This window comes from Arthrobacter sp. 10N44_2 (assembly GCF_056394385.1).
Genome location: NZ_JBFTHT010000023.1, coordinates 21,256 through 39,158, shown reverse-complemented (window position 1 = coordinate 39,158; position 17,903 = coordinate 21,256). Strand labels below are relative to the sequence as shown.

16 protein-coding genes are annotated in these 17,903 nt (G+C 67.6%); 3 read left to right on the top strand and 13 right to left on the bottom strand.

What is annotated here, in order from left to right:
- Position 1: 1 nt before the first annotated feature.
- From AC1DBX_RS18950 to dxr, 10 genes are all read right to left on the bottom strand, one after another.
- Complete coding sequence (locus tag AC1DBX_RS18950) at positions 2-796, bottom strand: sulfite exporter TauE/SafE family protein (RefSeq protein ID WP_028277113.1); 795 nt, start codon at positions 794-796, stop codon at positions 2-4.
- Positions 797-837: 41 nt separating this feature from the next.
- Positions 838-2,649 (bottom strand): proline--tRNA ligase, encoded by a 1,812-nt coding sequence (locus AC1DBX_RS18945; RefSeq protein ID WP_476932458.1) that lies wholly within the window; start codon positions 2,647-2,649, stop codon positions 838-840.
- 423 nt (positions 2,650-3,072) lie between these two features.
- The gene (locus AC1DBX_RS18940) at positions 3,073-3,843 is read right to left on the bottom strand and encodes a hypothetical protein (RefSeq protein WP_476849420.1); all 771 of its coding nucleotides are present in this window, start codon (positions 3,841-3,843) and stop codon (positions 3,073-3,075) included.
- Positions 3,844-3,886: 43 nt separating this feature from the next.
- Positions 3,887-4,774, bottom strand: coding sequence for a GNAT family N-acetyltransferase (locus AC1DBX_RS18935; RefSeq protein WP_223914221.1), 888 nt, complete (start codon positions 4,772-4,774; stop codon positions 3,887-3,889).
- Positions 4,737-5,903 (bottom strand): flavodoxin-dependent (E)-4-hydroxy-3-methylbut-2-enyl-diphosphate synthase, encoded by a 1,167-nt coding sequence (gene ispG / locus AC1DBX_RS18930; RefSeq protein WP_476932457.1) that lies wholly within the window; start codon positions 5,901-5,903, stop codon positions 4,737-4,739. Before ispG ends, AC1DBX_RS18935 begins: the two co-directional genes overlap by 38 nt.
- Positions 5,904-5,952: 49 nt before the next feature.
- Positions 5,953-6,243 (bottom strand): YciI family protein, encoded by a 291-nt coding sequence (locus AC1DBX_RS18925; protein WP_476856456.1) that lies wholly within the window; start codon positions 6,241-6,243, stop codon positions 5,953-5,955.
- 58 nt (positions 6,244-6,301) lie between these two features.
- On the bottom strand, positions 6,302-6,808 hold the full coding sequence (locus tag AC1DBX_RS18920; RefSeq protein ID WP_476932456.1) for a hypothetical protein: 507 nt from the start codon (positions 6,806-6,808) through the stop codon (positions 6,302-6,304).
- Complete coding sequence (locus AC1DBX_RS18915) at positions 6,805-7,500, bottom strand: MarR family transcriptional regulator (protein WP_476859060.1); 696 nt, start codon at positions 7,498-7,500, stop codon at positions 6,805-6,807. Before AC1DBX_RS18915 ends, AC1DBX_RS18920 begins: the two co-directional genes overlap by 4 nt.
- 119 nt (positions 7,501-7,619) lie before the next feature.
- Positions 7,620-8,951 (bottom strand): M50 family metallopeptidase, encoded by a 1,332-nt coding sequence (locus tag AC1DBX_RS18910; RefSeq protein WP_476932455.1) that lies wholly within the window; start codon positions 8,949-8,951, stop codon positions 7,620-7,622.
- 18 nt (positions 8,952-8,969) lie between these two features.
- Entirely contained in the window at positions 8,970-10,154 is a 1,185-nt protein-coding gene (gene dxr, locus AC1DBX_RS18905; protein WP_476932454.1) for a 1-deoxy-D-xylulose-5-phosphate reductoisomerase, read from the bottom strand.
- Positions 10,155-10,318: 164 nt separating this feature from the next.
- On the opposite strand from dxr, the gene AC1DBX_RS18900 reads away from it, so the two are divergent.
- Complete coding sequence (locus AC1DBX_RS18900) at positions 10,319-11,839, top strand: lipase maturation factor family protein (protein ID WP_476932453.1); 1,521 nt, start codon at positions 10,319-10,321, stop codon at positions 11,837-11,839.
- 129 nt (positions 11,840-11,968) lie between these two features.
- On the opposite strand, the gene AC1DBX_RS18895 is transcribed toward AC1DBX_RS18900, so the two are convergent.
- Genes AC1DBX_RS18895 through AC1DBX_RS18885 form a run of 3 tightly spaced genes read right to left on the bottom strand, consistent with a single transcriptional unit; the run spans position 11,969 to position 15,094 of the window.
- Complete coding sequence (locus AC1DBX_RS18895; RefSeq protein ID WP_476859063.1) at positions 11,969-13,501, bottom strand: tripartite tricarboxylate transporter permease; 1,533 nt, start codon at positions 13,499-13,501, stop codon at positions 11,969-11,971.
- Positions 13,494-14,045, bottom strand: a complete 552-nt coding sequence (locus AC1DBX_RS18890) for a tripartite tricarboxylate transporter TctB family protein (RefSeq protein WP_230009576.1) — start codon at positions 14,043-14,045, stop codon at positions 13,494-13,496. Before AC1DBX_RS18890 ends, AC1DBX_RS18895 begins: the two co-directional genes overlap by 8 nt.
- A 2-nt stretch (positions 14,046-14,047) precedes the next feature.
- Complete coding sequence (locus AC1DBX_RS18885; RefSeq protein WP_476849412.1) at positions 14,048-15,094, bottom strand: Bug family tripartite tricarboxylate transporter substrate binding protein; 1,047 nt, start codon at positions 15,092-15,094, stop codon at positions 14,048-14,050.
- 172 nt (positions 15,095-15,266) lie between these two features.
- Here AC1DBX_RS18885 and AC1DBX_RS18880 point away from each other — a divergent pair, with 172 nt between their 5' ends.
- Positions 15,267-16,847 (top strand): ATP-binding protein, encoded by a 1,581-nt coding sequence (locus AC1DBX_RS18880; protein ID WP_476856463.1) that lies wholly within the window; start codon positions 15,267-15,269, stop codon positions 16,845-16,847.
- Positions 16,844-17,572, top strand: coding sequence for a response regulator (locus AC1DBX_RS18875; RefSeq protein ID WP_476849410.1), 729 nt, complete (start codon positions 16,844-16,846; stop codon positions 17,570-17,572). Before AC1DBX_RS18880 ends, AC1DBX_RS18875 begins: the two co-directional genes overlap by 4 nt.
- The last annotated feature ends 331 nt before the right edge of the window (positions 17,573-17,903 follow it).

Genomic DNA, 17,903 nt, shown 5'->3' with positions numbered 1-17,903 from the left:
CTTAGGACAGGTTGTCCTGCCAGACGTCGGAACCGAGCTTGATGATCAGCGCGCCCACCACCACCAGGAACACGATCCGGATGAACTTGCTCCCCTGCCGGACCGCAGTCCGGGCACCGAGGTAGCCGCCGGCCATGTTCGCCATGCCCAGCAGCAGCCCGAGCCCCCACAGCACGGCGCCGTGCGGAACAAAGAACAGCAGGGCGCCGGCGTTGGTGGCCACGTTCACGATCTTGGCCTTGGCGCTGGCCTCCAGGAAGGCGTAGCCCATGGCCGAGACGAGGGCGATGATCAGGAACGAACCGGTGCCGGGACCGATCAGGCCGTCGTAGAAGCCGATCACGCCGCCGATCAGGCAGGCCACCACGTAGTGCCGGTGCCCCTCGTGGCGCAGCTTGGTCAGCTCACCGATGCCGGGCTGGAAGGCGGTGAAGAGCGCGACGGCGATCAGCGCCAGCACGATGATCGGCTTGAACACGCTGGCCGGCAGGTTGGCGGCCAGCGCCGCACCGCCGTAGCTGCCCGCCAGCGCGATCGCTGCCATGGGCAGGGCGGTGCGCAGATCGGGCCGGACGCGGCGGTAGTACGTGGCCGCGCTGGTGCTGGTGCCGAAGATGGACCCCATCTTGTTGGTCGCCAGTGCCTGGACCGGGCTGATGCCCGGCACCAGGAGCATCGCCGGGAGCTGGATGAGCCCGCCGCCGCCGACGACGGCGTCGACCCATCCGGCCGCCAGGCCGGCCACGACGATCAGGATGACAGTTCCGAGCTGGATCGATTCGAGTCCGGAGACCATTGCCTAGTACGGCTTAGTACGGCGCCCGGGGCGGCGCGGCATCAGCTGTTGCGCACGGCGTTGACCACGTAGTCAACAGCCTTGTCAACGGCTACATTCTCGGCACTGCCGCTGCGGCGGTCCTTGATCTCCACGACGCCGTCCACGAGTCCGCGCCCGACGGCGAGGATGGTGGGGACGCCGACGAGTTCGGCGTCGCCGAACTTCACGCCGGGGGAAACCTTGGGGCGGTCGTCATAGATGACGTCCAGGCCGGCAGTCTCGAGCTCCAGGGACAGTTTTTCGGCGGCGGCGAAGATCTCCTCGCCGCGGCCCACGGCCACAACGTGGACGTCGGCGGGAGCGACGGCGCGCGGCCAGACCAGGCCCCGGTCGTCGTGGTTGGACTCTGCCAGGGCCGCCACGGCGCGGGTGACGCCGACGCCGTAGGAGCCCATGGTCACCACCACCTGCTTGCCGTTCTGGTCCAGGACTTTCAGGTCCAGGGCGGCGGCGTACTTCCGGCCCAGCTGGAAGATGTGGCCCATTTCGATGCCGCGGGCGGTTTCGAGGGGACCGGAACCGTCGGGAGCCTCGTCGCCGGCGCGCACCTCGGTGCACTCGATGACTCCGTCCCAGCCGAAGTCGCGTCCGGCGACGAGGCCGAAGACGTGCTTGCCGGCCTCGTTGGCGCCGGTGACCCAGGCAGAGCCGCTGACGACGCGGGGATCCACGAGGTAGAGCAGCTTTGCGGCGCCCTCGCTGCCCAGCAGCGGCGCGTCCAGGGACATGCCGGGGCCGAGGTAGCCCTTGACGATCAGGGGCTGCTTCTTGAGGTCGTCCTCATTGGCGGCTTCGAGCGTGATCTCGCCGGCAATCGGCAGGAAGGACCCGATGTTCGCCTCGACGCGCTTGAGGTCCACACCGCGGTCTCCGGGGAGGCCGATGACGACGATCTGGCGTTCGCCGGTGGGCAGCGTCACGGCGAGGACGACGTTCTTGAGCGTGTCGGCGGCGGTCCAGGGGCCGCCGTCGGCCTCTGTGCGCGGAACCAGCACGTTGGCGGCGTCGACGAGGGTTTCGATGGTGGGGGTGTCCGGGGTGTCCCGGACTTCGGCGGCCGGGGCGTTGCTGAAGTCGATGTCCGCGGGGACCACGGTGGTGACGGCCTCGACGTTGGCCGCGTAGCCGCCGGCCGAGCGCACGAAGGTGTCCTCACCGATCTCGGTGGGGTGCAGGAATTCCTCGCTCTTGGACCCGCCCATGGCCCCGGCGGTGGCAGCAACCGGAATCACTTCGAGGCCGAGGCGCTCGAAGATCTTCAGGTACGCGCCGCGGTGGGCGGCGTAGCTGTCGTCCAGGCCGGCGTCGTCGACGTCGAAGGAGTAGGAATCCTTCATGATGAATTCGCGGCCGCGCAGCAGGCCTGCGCGGGGACGCGCCTCGTCGCGGTACTTGTTCTGGATCTGGTAAATGCTCAGCGGCAGGTCCTTGTACGAGGAGTACAGGTCCTTGACCAGCAGGGTGAACATTTCCTCGTGCGTGGGGGCCAGAAGGTAGTCGTTGCCCTTGCGGTCCTTGAGCCGGAAGATGCCCTCGCCGTATTCGGTCCAGCGGTTCGTGGCCTCGTAGGGTTCCTTGGGCAGCAGCGCCGGGAAGTGGACTTCCTGGGCTCCGATGGCGGTCATTTCCTCGCGGATGACCTGCTCCACTTTGCGCAGCACACTGAGCCCCAGCGGCAGCCAGGTGTAGATGCCGGGCGCGGCCCGCCGGATGTAGCCGGCGCGGACCAGGAGCCGGTGGCTGGCCACCTCGGCGTCGGCGGGATCTTCGCGCAGGGTGCGCAGGAACAGCTTGGAGAGTCGAAGGACCACAGGTGGGGTATCCGTTTCTGGGGAAGTGCGGGCAAAGCCTTAGAAAAGCATCTAGGTACTAATCTACCGTCCGGAGCGCACCGCTTTGCCGCGCCGGCCCCGCTGCGGCCCCGCTTCTCCTCCGCTTCTGCGGAGCGCGGCGCATGGAAGAGCCACGCCATAACTGATGGAAGCCCCTGGCCGTTTTCCGGCTGGTCATCCCGTCATGGCGTGGCTCCGTGGCCCCAGCACCCCCAGATCTCAGGCTGCGAGCTACTTGGTGTCGTCTCCAGGCGTTGTCTTCCCCGGAAAATGCGTTGGGGAGTGTGCGCGCCTATGCGACACGGCTAGGTAGAACCTATGTGACATGCGGCCGGGAAGCAATAGTCTGCAACCGGATATTTTCGGCATGTCGTTGCGGATCCATGCGCGGCGGCAATCGGGCTACTTCCCGACGAGCGCGGCGGCCTGATCCAGTAATTTTCCGGCCCGGGAGATGGCGTCGGCCTCGCTGCCGCCACCTGCCGCGCTGACGGTGATGAGAACGCCGTCCTGGATCACCTGTCCGGTGATCGCAGATTGCTTCCGGCCACCCGGCAGTGCGGTGTCTGTCCGGTACGCGACGGTGCCCGGGGTTGAGCCGACTCCGGCCAGCTTGGTCAGTTTGAGGTCCACTTTGGTGCCATTGGTCGTGAATGAAAGGGCTGAGCACTTATTGAAGTCCTCGCCCTGGGCGAGTCCCTTCTTGAGGAGCTTGGCGTCAGCCCGGAACGCCAGGGAGACACCCGTGGAAGCGCCCGTCCCGGCATCTTGGGCCACCCCCGCCGCGACCGCCGTGCCCTCGGTCGAGGCTGCCTGGCCACCAAGGGCCAGAGCCGCGCACTCCGCGGGTTCCACCGAGATCGATGCCAGCAAGGACTTTGCCTGTTCGACCGACTTCTTGAGATCGGCAAGCGGCATCACGGTGAGCGGCTTGCCGTGCGCATCCTTCAACTGTGCCACGAGGGCCGTCAGTTCATCGCTCGTGTAAGCCTTGGCTTGCGTCTGGGTGGGAGTAGGCGTCGTGGCCGCGCTGGGAACCGTGGTTGCGGCCTGGGCTTGCGCACTCTTGGCTGTATCCGGCGAGCCGGTGGGCGTGCCACATGCGGCCAATCCCATGGCGCCCCAGGCGAGGAGCGCCGAGGCCCCGAAAATGCGCAGCACTGATGTCTTCATGTTTCCCCCAAAAAAACTAGACCGGCCAGCCGGCATTTGCCCGCTAGAAGAGCACTGTAGCGAACGTGCCCACCTGGCGAAAGCCCACCCGATCGTAGGTGGCGCGTGCCTTGGCGTTGAACCCGTTGACGTACAGGCTGGTCACCGGCGCGAGGGTCTGGGCGAGGACGACGACGGCGGCCATGTAGCCCGCGCTCAGTCCCAGTCCGCGGAAGTCGGGATTCATCCAGACGCCCTGGACCTGGGTCACTTCCGGCGTGACGGCGCCGAGTTCGGCCTTGAAGACGACATCGCCGGCGGCGTTCACGTGCACGAGGGAATGGCCCTGGCGGATGAGGCTCTTGACGCGCCGGCTGTAATACTCCCTGCCGCCGAGGTAGGGCGAATAGCCCACTTCTTCCTCAAACATTGCGGCGCATGCGGGCAGGATCTTGTCGAAGTCAGCCAGCTGGCCAAAGCCGAGTGCGGGCTCGGGCCGGACGGCGGGCGGCCCCGCAATCGTCAGCAGGGGCTGGTGGTCCCGGACTTCGTGGGCCGTCTGGCCGAGCTGCTCCAGCGCCGCGTAGAGAGCCAGCACAGTTTCGGCGGGGCCAAAGATCGAGGCGTAGCGGCGCCCGGAGCGGTGCGCGGCCATCGCAATGAGGCCGGCGAGCTCGGGCGCCAGCTCGATCGGCACCAGGTTGGCGCCGGCCCAGCAGGCACCGAGGAGGGTGCCGCCGTCGAACACGCCAAGAATGCTGGCGCCCCCGGCCGTGGGAGACGCCGTACCGGCGGTCTCCAGGTGCGAGAGGATGAAGACATTGGCGACGGCGTCCCGGTGCGCCAGCGCCAGCAGTTGTCCGGTGTCCGCGCCGCCAAGGACCCGGACGACGACGCCGGGAGCGGCGTCGTCCTTACGAGACGCTAACCACGGGGCTACCCTTGACAGCATCTTCGCCATCGGCGTCCCCCATCTCTTCTGCGATACGCATGGCTTCTTCGATCAGTGTCTCAACAATCTGATCCTCCGGGACAGTCTTGATGACCTCGCCCCTGACAAAGATCTGGCCCTTGCCGTTGCCGGAGGCGACGCCGAGATCGGCCTCGCGGGCCTCGCCGGGACCATTGACCACGCAGCCCATGACTGCCACGCGCAGCGGGACTTCCATGCCTTCCAGGCCAGCGGTGACCTGCTCGGCGAGCGTGTAGACGTCCACCTGGGCGCGGCCGCAGGACGGGCAGGAGACGATTTCCAGCTTGCGGGGGCGCAGGTTGAGCGACTGCAGGATCTGGTTGCCCACCTTGATTTCCTCGACCGGCGGGGCCGAGAGGGAGACGCGGATGGTGTCGCCGATCCCGCGGGAGAGCAGGGCGCCAAACGCCGTGGCGGACTTGATGGTGCCCTGGAAGGCCGGTCCGGCCTCGGTGACGCCGAGGTGCAGGGGCCAGTCGCCCTTTTCGGCCAGCATCTCGTAGGCGGCAACCATGATGACCGGGTCGTTGTGCTTGACGGAGATCTTGAAGTCGTGGAAACCGTGCTCCTCGAAGAGGGACGCCTCCCAGACGGCGGATTCCACGAGGGCTTCCGGGGTGGCCTTGCCGTATTTCTTCATGATGCCAGGTTCCAGGGATCCGGCGTTGACGCCGATCCGGATGGAGGTGCCGTGGTCCTTGGCGGCGCGGGCGATCTCCTTGATCTGGTCATCGAACTTGCGAATGTTGCCCGGGTTCACGCGCACGGCGGCACAGCCGGCCTCGATCGCGGCGAAGACGTACTTCGGCTGGAAGTGGATGTCCGCGATCACCGGGATCTGGGACTTCTTGGCGATGATCGGCAGCGCCGCGGCGTCATCGGCCGACGGGCAGGCGACGCGCACGATGTCGCAGCCGGAGGCCGTGAGTTCCGCGATCTGCTGCAAGGTGGCGTTGATGTCGGTCGTCGGCGTCGTGGTCATGGACTGAACGCTGATGGGCGAATCGGAGCCGACGCCGACTGATCCCACCTTGATCTGGCGCGTCTTGCGGCGGGGGGCAAGAACGGGGGGCGGTGCTGACGGCATTCCCAGGCTGACCGAGGTCACATGGACTCCCTTTTAGAATTCGAAGTTGCGAAGGTGCGGGCGGGACGGGCTAGGCGTGCTCGGCCAGAAGACCGGTCAGCGGCGCCCACACGGTGGTGCGGGTGCCCGAGATGGCACCGGCGGCTGCGAAGGGGTCCTGCCGCAGAAGGTCATTCAAGGCCGCCTCATCGGCGGCCTTGAAGATGAGCAGCGCGCCTGCACCGTCGCCGTAAGGGCCGCTGGCCAGCAGGGCGCCGTCACGGGCAAGATCCGCGGTCCATTCGCGGTGCGCCGGGCGGCTGGCATCGCGGACCTCGGATGATTCGGCGTCGTACACGTACTCCACAGCAAAAACAGTCATATGGATACACTATCGCCCTGTTTGCCCGGTTCCCATCCGGAGGCTCCGGGGCACGCGGTCAGCCGAGGAAGAGGACCTTGGCCAGGGCGGCGACACCGGCTGCCCAGAGCATGGAGGTGAGGGTTCCGATGATGAACCGCTCGGCCGCCACCGGGGTGGCTTTCAACTCGGCAAACCGGCCGAGGCCCTTGATGGCCACGACGTAGGCGATGGCGACGGGCTGGCCGGCCAGGATCGCCAGGCACACGGCGAACCGTTCCAGGATGCCGATAATGGCACCGCCGCGCAGGATGCGCACGCTGCTGACGGTCTCGGCGGGCGGCGCGGCGGCCGCCACTGCCGGGGTAGGCGCTGCTCCGTCCTGCCCGGCCGGCTCCGGGGCCGCCTGAAGGTCGGGGTCTGTGGTGGAGTCGGCGGCGGGGTCCTCGGCCGCGTCCCCGACGGCGCCGCTTCCGGCGTCGGCCCGGTCATCAATGGTGCGGGCGAGGCGGAACACCCAGGCAGTGACCGGCCAGCCGACGAATCCTGCGGTGAGCAGGGCCAGCGTGATCCACAGGGCGTTCACTTCTCTCCTTCGGTGCTGTCGTGGGCGAGGGTCAGCAGCAGTTCTGCGGCCGGCCTCGCGGCCCATTCTTCCTGCCAGCCCGAGCGCAGGACTGCGCGGCTCACCGACTGCTCCGTGATTCCGAGTTTCTGTGCCGCTATTTTTTGGCTGCCGTGGGTTCCGTGGGTGTCTTGCCGCACCGAGCGCAGCACGTCCACCACCTTCCATTGCGCCGCGGTCCGGTCCTGGACCAGGCGGCCAATCAGTCGGAGCACCGCCTCCGCATTGGCGCAGGCCCTGGCCCCCTGGGATCCGCTGGCGCCGTCCGCGGCCGTGGTTGCCGCATTTGCATTTGCCCGCCGGCGGTCGCGGCCGGCAACCACGGCGAGGGGAACATGGGCGGCCGCCCCCTTGGCCCGGTCGACGGCGGACCGGGCCGCCACGAAGGCGGGACCCGAGCCTTCGCGCGGGCTGGCGGGCAGCGGCAGGTCCACCTCCCCCACCCCGATCCCGACATACCAGCGGCCGCTGCGCAGGGCGTGCAAGGCGATCTCCACCACCTCGTCGGCCCGTTCCAAGACGCCCTGGACCTCGTCGCCCACCGAACGCTCAAAGCGCCCGGCGGTGGAGAGTGCGCTGAGCCCCTTCAGGAGGCCGGGGACCCGGTCGATGTCGCCCGTGCTGCCGCGCTGGTCGATTGTCATGACGTACATGACCCCAGCCTAGGAAGGTGATCGGAAATAATCAACCATTTTCAACTGATTACTTAAAATCAGCCTAAATAGGCTTATGAATGATAGTCAGCGGAATTTGGCTGAAATGCCAGTCGGGCCTATCCGAAGAGGTTGACCGGCTTGACGATGTCGGCGTAGATCAGCAGCGCGCCCATGCCCATCAGCAGCACCGCCACCACATACGTCACCGGGAGCAGCTTGGCGATATCGAAGGCGCCGGGATCCGGGCGGCCGAACAGCTTGGCGATCTGGCGCCGGGCCCCCTCGTACAGCGCGCCCGCAATGTGGCCGCCGTCGAGCGGCAGCAGCGGAATGAGGTTGAAGACGGCCAATGCGAAGTTGAGTCCGGCCAGCAAACCCACCAAGGCGGCGAAGCGGGACTGCAGCGGGACCTCCTCCATCGCGGCGACCTCGCCGGCCACGCGGCCCACGCCCACCACGCTGATGGGGCCGTTGGGGTCCCGGGGTTCCTCGCTGAAGGCTGCCTTGGCCACACCGGCCACGCGCTCCGGCAGGTTCACCACCACACCGGCGACCTGCTTGATGTTCTCCCCCGCCATGGGCAGCACGGCCGACGCCGGCTGCTGCACGAGTGCCGTCTGGGCGCCGATGCCCAGGAAGCCGACGTCCTGGTATTGGAGGCTTCCGTCAGCGGCCTTGGCCTGGCGGCCGTCGGAACCGAGAACCGGGCGGGCGGAGAGCACGGGCGTGACGGTTGTCGAGACGGTGGCGCCGCCGCGCTCCACGGTGATGCTCACCTGCCGGCCCGCCGAGGCGCGGATCCAGCCGGTGAGTTCGTCCCACCCGGTGACGGCCTTGCCGTCGAAAGAGGTGATGGTGTCATTCGGCAACAGGCCCGCGGCCGCGGCCGGGGTGGGCTTGCAGTCGGCGGAGTCCGGGTCCACGGTCTCGCCGGCCTTGACCTGGCATTTGGAGACGTCCGCGATCGTGGTGGTCTGGCTGGCGGTGCCGAATCCCATCAGCAGCACCGCGGTCAGCACGACGCCGATCAGCAGGTTCATCGCGGGCCCGCCGAGCATGATGATGATCTTTTTCCAGACCGGCAGCCGGTAGAAGACCCGGGTTTCGTCGCCCGGGCCGATTTCCTCGTGGGCCAGGGAGCGGGCATCGGATGCCAGTGACTGGAACATTCCGGTGCTGGAGGTGCGGACGGTGCCGTCTTCCTTGTTCGGCGGGTACATCCCGATCATGGACACGTAGCCGCCCAGCGGGATGGCTTTGAGGCCGTACTCGGTTTCGCCCCTTTTCTTCGACCAGACGGTGGGTCCGAAACCGATCATGTATTTGGTCACGCGGACCTTGAAGAGCTTGGCCGGGAGCAGGTGCCCGACTTCATGCAGGGCAATGGACACGGCGATGCCGATCGCCACGAAGACGACACCGAGGACAAAGAGGAGGACGGGGCTCATACTGTGATCTGCTGCTTCCTAGACGCTTCTTACGGCTAAACGTTCGTGGGTGCGGGCGCGTGCCCATCTTTCAGCATCCAGTACGGACTCCACCGTCAGCCCGGAGGAGCCTGAGTGTTCGCTGAGGACGGCATCGATGGTGTCCACAATGTCGGTGAACCGGATCTGCCCGGCGTGGAAGGCCATCACCGCTTCCTCGTTCGCGGCATTGAACACGGCCGGGAAGGTGCTGCCCTGCGTGGCGGCCGCCTTCGCGAGGTCGACGGCGGGGAACGCCACGGTGTCCAGCGGCTCGAACGTCCAGCTGGTGGCCTTGCCCCAGTCGCAGGCCCTGGCGGATCCGGGGACCCGGTCCGGCCAGCCGAGGCCGAGGGCAATGGGCAGGCGCATGTCCGGCGGCGAGGCCTGGGCGATCGTGGAGCCGTCGACGAACTGGACCATGGAATGCACCACGGACTGCGGGTGGACCACGACGTCGATCTTCTCCAGGGGGATGTCGAAGAGCAGGTGCGCCTCGATCACCTCCAGGCCCTTGTTGACGAGGCTGGCGGAGTTGGTGGTGACCATGAGGCCCATGTCCCACGTGGGGTGGGCCAGGGCGTCCTGCGGTGAGACGTCGTGCAGTTCGTCCCGGCTCTTGCCGCGGAACGGCCCGCCCGATGCCGTCAGGATCAGCCGGTCCACTTCCGCGGCGGAGCCGGAGCGCAGGCACTGGGCAATGGCCGAGTGCTCCGAATCCACGGGGACGATCTGCCCTTCGCGGGCCGCGGCCTTGACCAGGGCGCCGCCGACGATCAGGGACTCCTTGTTGGCCAGTGCCAGCGTTGCCCCGGAGGCGAGGGCGGCCAGGGTGGGGGCAAGTCCGATCGAGCCGGTGATGCCGTTGAGGACGACGTCGGCGCTGATTTCCGCGACCCGGGTGGAGGCGTCGGGGCCGGTGATGAGTTCGGGGCTGTACCCGATGAGTCCTGCCGCGCGGGCGGCGTCGTCGATCATGCGCCGGAGGGCGGAGGCATCACCGGAGGCGACACCGACAGCCTGGGCGCGGGTGTGGACGGCCTGCCGGGCCAGGAGTTCGAGGTTGCCGCCGCCGGCGCTGAGCGCGACGACCTCAAAAAGGTGCGGGGCGCCGTCGACGACGTCAATCGCCTGTGTGCCGATGGAACCGGTGGACCCGAGGAGGACGATTTTGCGCGGCTGCATGATTCAAGTATCCCGCACCGCGCCGGTGCGCCGCGTCCGCCTCGAGGTGGCACTTCACGGCAGCCGCGGCGTGCAGCAGTGCCGTGAAGTGCCAGCTCGACGCCGTCGGGTTGAGTCTTCCGCCGCTCGTTGACGCAGCAGGGCGGAGGCGTAACGTGGAAAACGTGGAGTGGACCGCGTGGTTCGACGCGCCGGAGTACGAGTTCGCCCGGCAGGTGCTGCAGCGCAGCACCGCCACCCTGTATTTCGTGGCCTTCCTCTCCTCGCTGAACCAGTTCCCGGCCCTCCTCGGCGAGCGCGGCCTGTTGCCGGTGCCGGCGTATCTCGAGGGCTTCAACCGTTTGGGCCGGCCCAGCCTGTTCCGGTGGCGCTACTCGGACCGGCTGCTGCGGACGGTGTGCTGGAGCGGCATGGCCATTGCCGCCACGCTCATCGCCGGGCTGCCGCAGCTCGGGCCGCCGTGGGTTCCGCTCATCGCGTTCCTGGCCCTGTGGCTGTTGTACATGTCGATCGTGAACGTGGGGCAGACGTTCTACGGCTTCGGCTGGGAGATGCTGCTGCTGGAGGCCGGGTTCACGGTGGCCTTCCTTGGCTCCGACCAGACTCCCCCGCCCCGGACCATCCTGATCCTGCTGGTCTGGCTGGTGTTCCGGCTGGAGTTCGGCGCCGGCCTGATCAAGATCCGGGGCGGCCAGGAATGGCGGGACCTGACGGCGCTGTACTACCACCACGAGACCCAGCCGATGCCGGGGCCGCTGAGCCGGCAGGCCCACCTGCTCCCCAAGGCCTGGCACCGGCTGGAGGTCCTGGGCAACCACTTCGCCCAACTGGTGGTGCCCTTCTTCCTCTTTGCCCCGCAGCCGCTGGCCAGCGCCGCCGCCGGAATCATCATCTTCACCCAGCTGTGGCTGGTGGCGAGCGGAAATTTCGCCTGGCTGAACTGGATGGCGATCATCCTGGCCTTCGCGGCGGTCAGCGATCCCGTGGCGCACGCCGTGATTCCGGCGATCCCGCTGGACTGGCATGCCGCGGCTGTGTCCCCGTCCGCAGGAACCGGAGCAGGAGTGGCGGTGGGCGCAGCCGGGGTGGGCAGCCAGGCGCCGGTTCCTTGGCTGGTGGTGGTCCTGGTGGCCACCGTGCTGCTGGTGGTGCTCAGCTACCGGCCCATCGAGAACCTCTTCTCCCACCACCAGTTAATGAACGCATCCTTCAACCGCTGGCAGCTGGTCAACACCTACGGCGCGTTCGGCACCGTCACGAAGCGGCGGATCGAGATCGTGGTGGAGGGAACCCTCGACGAGGACCCCGGGGACGACGCGGACTGGCGGGAGTATAGGTTCAAGGGCAAGCCCGGCGACGTCCGGCGCATCCCGCGCCAGTACGCCCCGTACCATCTGCGGCTGGACTGGCTGATGTGGTTCCTGCCGCTGCGTACCGTGCACGAGGAGTGGTTCTACGCGTTCCTGGCCAAACTGCTGGCGGCGGACCGGCCCACGCTGCGGCTGCTGCGCGACGACCCGTTCGCCGGCGGACGGCCGCACTGGATACGTGCCACCAGCTACCTCTACCATTTCTCCACCCGGGCCGAGTTCCGTGCGACGGGCCAGCGCTGGATCCGGACCCCGCTGTATGTCGTCATCCCGCCGTCGCGGCTCCCGGCGCCGCGCCCGACGTCGGAGGCGTGAGGCCCGGCGCGGTGCGGCCCGGGGCGGTGCGCCCCGGGCGGTGCGTTCCCGTGGGCCCGTTTACCGCAAATGGCCGGAATGAGTGTCGTCATTCCGGCCATTTGCGGCAATTCAGTTCAACGCCCGCGCTTAGACGGACACCTCTTCCTTCGCCGGCGCAGCCTCCAACGTTGCCTGGCGGCGGCGCAGCCACCACGAGGCGGCGAAGATCAGTGCCATGGAGACGTACACCACCAGGGCGAACGGCGAGGCGAACAAGGCCGTGGGATCGTTTTGCGAGAGCTGCAGCGAGCGCCGCAACTGCACCTCGAACATCGGTCCCAGGATCATCGCCACCACCATGGGCGCCACGGGATAGCCGTAGCGGCGCATGAAGTAGCCCAGGATGCCCACCACCAGCAGGATGCCGACGTCGCTCGGGGAGAAGTTCACCGAGAAGGCGCCGAGGGCGGCGAAGACCAGGATGCCGGCGTAGAGGTAGGGCCGCGGGATCTGCAGGATCTTCACCCACAGGCCCACCAGGGGCAGGTTCAGCACCAGGAGCATGAGGTTGCCGACGTACAGCGATGCGATCAGGGTCCAGACAAGCGCGCCCTGGTTTTCGAACAGGAGCGGGCCGGGCTGGATCTGGTAGCGCTGGAACGCCGTGAGCATCATGGCCGCCGTCGCCGTCGTCGGGATTCCGAGGGTCAGCAACGGCACCAGGACACCGGCGGCCGCGGCGTTGTTGGCCGCTTCCGGTCCGGCGACGCCTTCGATCGCGCCTTTGCCGAACTGGGCCTTGTTGGCGCCCTTGGCCAGCTTCCGCTCGGCGGCGTAGGACAGGAACGTGGAGACGTCCGCGCCGCCGGCCGGGACGGTGCCGATCGGGAACCCGATGAAGGTTCCACGCAGCCACGGCTTCCAGGACCGCTTCCAGTCCTCCTTGGACAGCCAGGCGTTCTTGCCCTTGCTGACCGGGATCAGCTCCACCGGGCCGTGCCGCAGCTTCGATGCGACATAAAGCGCCTCGCCGAGGGCAAAGAGGCCCACGGCCACGAGGACCATGTCGACGCCGTCAACCAGGGTGGGGTTGTCGAACGTGAAGCGCTGCTGGGCCGTGCTGTCATCGATACCGATCAGGCCGATGAACAGCCCGAGCGCCAGGGATGCCAGGCCGCGCAGGACGGAGGCGCCCAGCAGCGCACCGACGGTCAGGAAGGCCACCACCATGAGGGCCACGTAGTCCACGGGGCCGAGGCCGACGGCGAAGTCGGCCACGACGGGCGCCAGGAAGGTCAGCAGGACCGTCGCGATGGTGCCCGCGATGAAGGATCCGATCGCCGCCGTCGCCAGGGCTGCCGCTCCCCTGCCGGCCTTGGCCATCTTGTTTCCTTCGAGCGCCGTGACGATCGAGGAGGACTCGCCCGGCGTGTTCAGCAGGATGGAGGTGGTGGAACCGCCGTACATGCCGCCGTAGTAGATCCCGGCGAACACGATCAACGCAGCCGCGGGATCCAGGGCATAGGTGATGGGCATGAGCAGGGCCACGGTCATGGCGGGGCCAATGCCGGGCAGCACGCCGACGGCGGTGCCGACGAAGACCCCGCCCAGGGCGTAGAGCAGGTAGACGGGCTGCAGCGCGGTGCTGAATCCTTCGAGCAGGAGCATGAAGCTATCCATGGAAGAACGGCACCCCCTCGAACAGCGGCCCTGGCGGCAGGGACACGCCGAGCAGGCCGCCGAAGACGTACTGCAGCACCAGCGCCAGGATCACGGACACGGCGATCGCCTTCCAGAGGGGTTTGGCGTCCAGGGACCAGGCGGCACCGCTGAAGAGCACGGCGGCGGCCACCGGCCAGCCGGCCGGCTCGATCAGGAAGATGTGCAGCACCACGAAACCCACCAGTTTGGCCAGGGCAACCCAGTCGGTCTTTGCGGTCACGTCCAGGTCTTCGCTGTCCTCGGCCTGCCCGACTTTGCCGCGGAGGACCTGCAGGACCACCCCGGCGCCGCACAGCACCAGCAAGCCGCACACGATGTAGGGGAAGGCACGCGGGCCGATGCCGGTCTCCGACGGCGGGATCGGAATGGATCCCGCCGTCGCCAGGCCCGCGACGCCCACGCTGACGAACACGAGGGCGAACAGGATCTCCCCGGTCGGCCGCTTGGCGGGCGCCGCAGGGGGCGCCGCGGCGGGTGCAGACGTTGATGCGAGGTCAGACACTGTTACTTGACCAGGCCGATCTGGGTCAGGGTGGTCTTGACCTTGGCGATGTCCTCGGTCAGGAAGGTCTTGAAGCCGTCACCGGCCAGGAACGCGTCGTCCCAGTTGTTCTTGGTCAGTGTGGACTTCCAGGCCTCTGACGCGTGCAGCTTGGTGACGACGTCGGTCAGCTTCGCGCGCTGGGCGTCGTCGATGGACCCGGGGGCCACCACGCCGCGCCAGTTGGTCAGCACGACGTCGATCCCCTGGTCCTTGAGCGGCTTGATCCCGGGAAGCGCCGGGGCCTCGGCCTTTCCGGAGACGGCGAGCGCCCGGACCTTGCCGGCCTTGACCTGTTCGGCATACTCGCCCACGCCGGAGATGCCGGCCTGGACCTTGTTGCCGAGCAGCGCCGCGATGGACTCGCCGCCACCGGAGTAGCCGATGTAGTTCAGCTTGTCCGCCTCCACGCCCTGGGATTTCAGGATCTGCCCGGCCAGGATGTGGTCCGCGCCCCCGGCCGAGCCACCCGTGATGGCCACGCCCTTGCCGTTGGCCTTGATGTCCGCGACGAGGTCGGCGACCGACTGGTATTTCGACGACGCCGGCACCACGAGAACCAGCGGCTCTTCGGTGAGCCGCGCGATCGGGGTGGTGTCTTCGAGCCGGGTCTTGGCGCCATTGGTCTCGACCGCACCCACCATGACGTAGCCCATCACCATGAGGGTGTTGACGTCCTTCTCGGTGGCGAGCTTGGCGAGGCCGTTGGTCCCGCCGCCGCCGCCAATGTTGGTGACCTGGGCGGAGGAGACGAGCTTGTTGGTCTGCAGGTCCTGCTGCATGGCACGTCCGGTCTGGTCCCAGCCACCGCCGGGGTTGGCCGGGACGATGATGCTGAGCTTCTTGATCGGATCGGCGCCCGCGGACCCGCCGGCAGCGGTGCCGGTTCCGCTTCCCGCGCAGGCGGACATGGCCAGGACGACTCCGGCGGCGCCGGCAATGAGGGCGGCGCGACGTGTGTGGGTGGGACGCGTGAAAGCGGGCCGCGTGAAAAAGTTCTGGGAAGTCATGGTTTCTCCTAGGGCGAATGTGATGCACATCATTGGAATCACGTCACTGACCCTAGGAGCGCCCGCCGAACGGCAACAGCATTTGGCCGTAGAGGTAGTAGTGGTCATATTGGTCACGGCCCCGGCCGTCTTTTTGGCGGGCGGGCTGCGCCCCCAATGGGAAACTTGTGACATGTTTCACAAGATTCCCCTTCGGTTCCAGCTGGTCGCATTGCAGCTGGGCATCGTGCTGGCTGTCCTCACGGTGGTGGGGGCCGTGACCATCCGGATGCAGGAACAACAGCTCCGTGACGCCTACAAGGGCCGGCTGATCGGCGTCGCCGAAAGTGTTGCCCAGCTGCCCTCGGTCATCAACGCGTTCGGCACATCGTCGCCGGCCCAGACAATCCAGCCGATCGCGGAAGTCATCCGGCAGGCATCCAACGTCACCTATGTGGTGGTGACGGACCGGCACGGGGTCCGTCAGTCGCACCCCAATCCGGCGGAAATCGGCCGGCCGGTCTCCACCGATCCGTCCGTGCCGCTGTCCGGGGAGATCTACGTGGGTACCCAGACGGGCACGCTCGGTGAGTCCTGGCGGGTGAAGGTTCCCATCTTCGATGCGGCCGGCGCCGTGATCGGCTCCGCATCCGTGGGGGTGCTGGAGAGCACCTTGGCCGCCGACCTCCATGAGGACATGCCGCAGCTGTTCGGCTGGCTGCTCGGCGCGGCACTGCTAAGTTCGCTGGGCGCGATGTATGTCTCGAAACTGGTGTGGCGGCGGATCTACAAACTCGAGCCCGAGGACATCGCTGCCCTGCTGGAAACGCGCGACGCCATGCTCCACGGCCTGGGTGAAGGACTGGTGGCCGTGGACGCCGACGGCAGGGTCGCGCTGGTCAACGATGAGGCACGCCGCCTGCTCGCCCTGGCAGGGGACATCACCGGGACCCCTGCAGCGGCAAGCCTGGAACCGGCGGTCCTCCGCTTGCTCTCGGCCGGATCCGCCACGGAGGAACTGGTGCTCTCGGGTGAACGGATCCTGCTGGGCAAGGTCAATGCGGCCACCGTCGACGGCCGCGAAGTCGGCAAGGTGCTGATCCTGCGCGACCGCACGGAGCTCCACACCGTCCTGCGCGACCGCGACGGCGCCGTGGACGTGACGCAGGCACTCCGCGCCCAGGCGCACGAATTTGCCAACAAACTGCACGTCATCTCCGGGCTGCTGGAGCTTGGAAAACAGGACAAAGCCATCGAATACCTGGGCCGCAGCCACAACGACGCCGTCTTCGCGAACCGGCCGCTGGCGGCCGGAATCACCGACCACGGGGTCCAGGCGCTGCTGATCGCCAAGTCCACGGTCTGCGCCGAGCGCGGCATCGAGATCATCGTCAGCCCGGATTCGCTGTGCTCGGTTGATGACTCGGGCGACGTCATCACGGTGCTGGGCAACCTGATCGACAACGCTGTGGACGCTGCGGGTTACGACAGCACTGTTGCCATCCGGCTGGGCGAGAGCGCCGACGGCGGGCGGACCATCGTGGTGGAGGACGACGGACCCGGCGTCCCGGTTCCTGAACGCGCTAAAGTGTTCGAGCCCGGCGTGACCAGCAAGGAGTCCGAGGGAATCAACAGCCGCGGGTTTGGGCTGGCCCTGGTCCAGCGGGTTGCCCTCCGGCGCGGAGGCCGGGCGGCAGTATCCTCATCGGCGTTGGGCGGAGCCTGCTTCTCGGTAGTGCTCAGAACAAAAGAGGCGGAACTACAAAACCAATGAACGCCATACGCACCCTCATCATTGACGATGACGTAGCAGTGGCCGGGATCCATCACGGGTTCCTACTGGCACGCGGCGGATTCGACGTCGTGGCCATGGCCCACACCGGGCAGCAGGGCATCGATCTGGCCGCGGAGCTGGGCCCGGAGCTGGTGTTGCTGGACATCCATCTGCCGGACATGTCCGGCCTGGACGTCCTGCAGCGGCTGCGCGCGCGCCGGCGGCCGGTGGATGTCCTCGTGATCACCGCGTCCCGGGAGCTGGACACGGTCCGCGGCGCGATGGCCGGCGGGGTGCTGCACTACTTGGTCAAGCCCTTCTCCTCGCAGGCATTGAATGAACGGCTCGACGAGTACGTCATGCTGCGGGACGATCTGGCCTCCGGCGCTTCCGGGCCGCTTGACCAGGCGAGCATCGACCGCCTTGTGGCGCCCTCCCGCCGGTCCGCGGTGGCGGAAACCCCGGCGGGTCAGCCCGCCCAGCCAGACCAGGCCGCCGTACGGCTGCCCAAGGGACTGTCGCGCCCCACCCTGGACGCGGTCATCGAGGCACTGAAGGCCAGTCCGGAGGACGTCTCCGCGGCCGGCCTGGCGCTGCAACTGGGCCTGTCCCGGGTCAGCGCCCGCCGCTACCTCGAGTACCTCGTGGTTCACGGCCATGCCCGGCTGACGCCCCGCTACGGAGCCGCGGGCCGGCCGGAGAACCGCTATCTCTGGCGCCGCTGAACATGTCCGGTTCTTGGAGGCAGCACTGAGCATGTCCAATTCATGACGGCCACACCGAGCATGTCCAGTTCATGACGGCCACACTGAGCATGTCCAGTTCATGACGGCCACACTGAGCAGGTCCAGTTCATGACGGCCACACTGAGCAGGTCCAGTTCATGACGGCCACACGGGACACGTGGCACAAATGCGGGGCACGGGCCTGGGGTTGCGCGGCACAGGGACCCATTTGACGCAGATGGCCGCAATAGGATCAGCCAATCCGGCCATCTGTGGCGAATCGACGAAGTCCAGCCCGGCAGAGTCCCACCTCGGCAGCCACGAAGTTGCC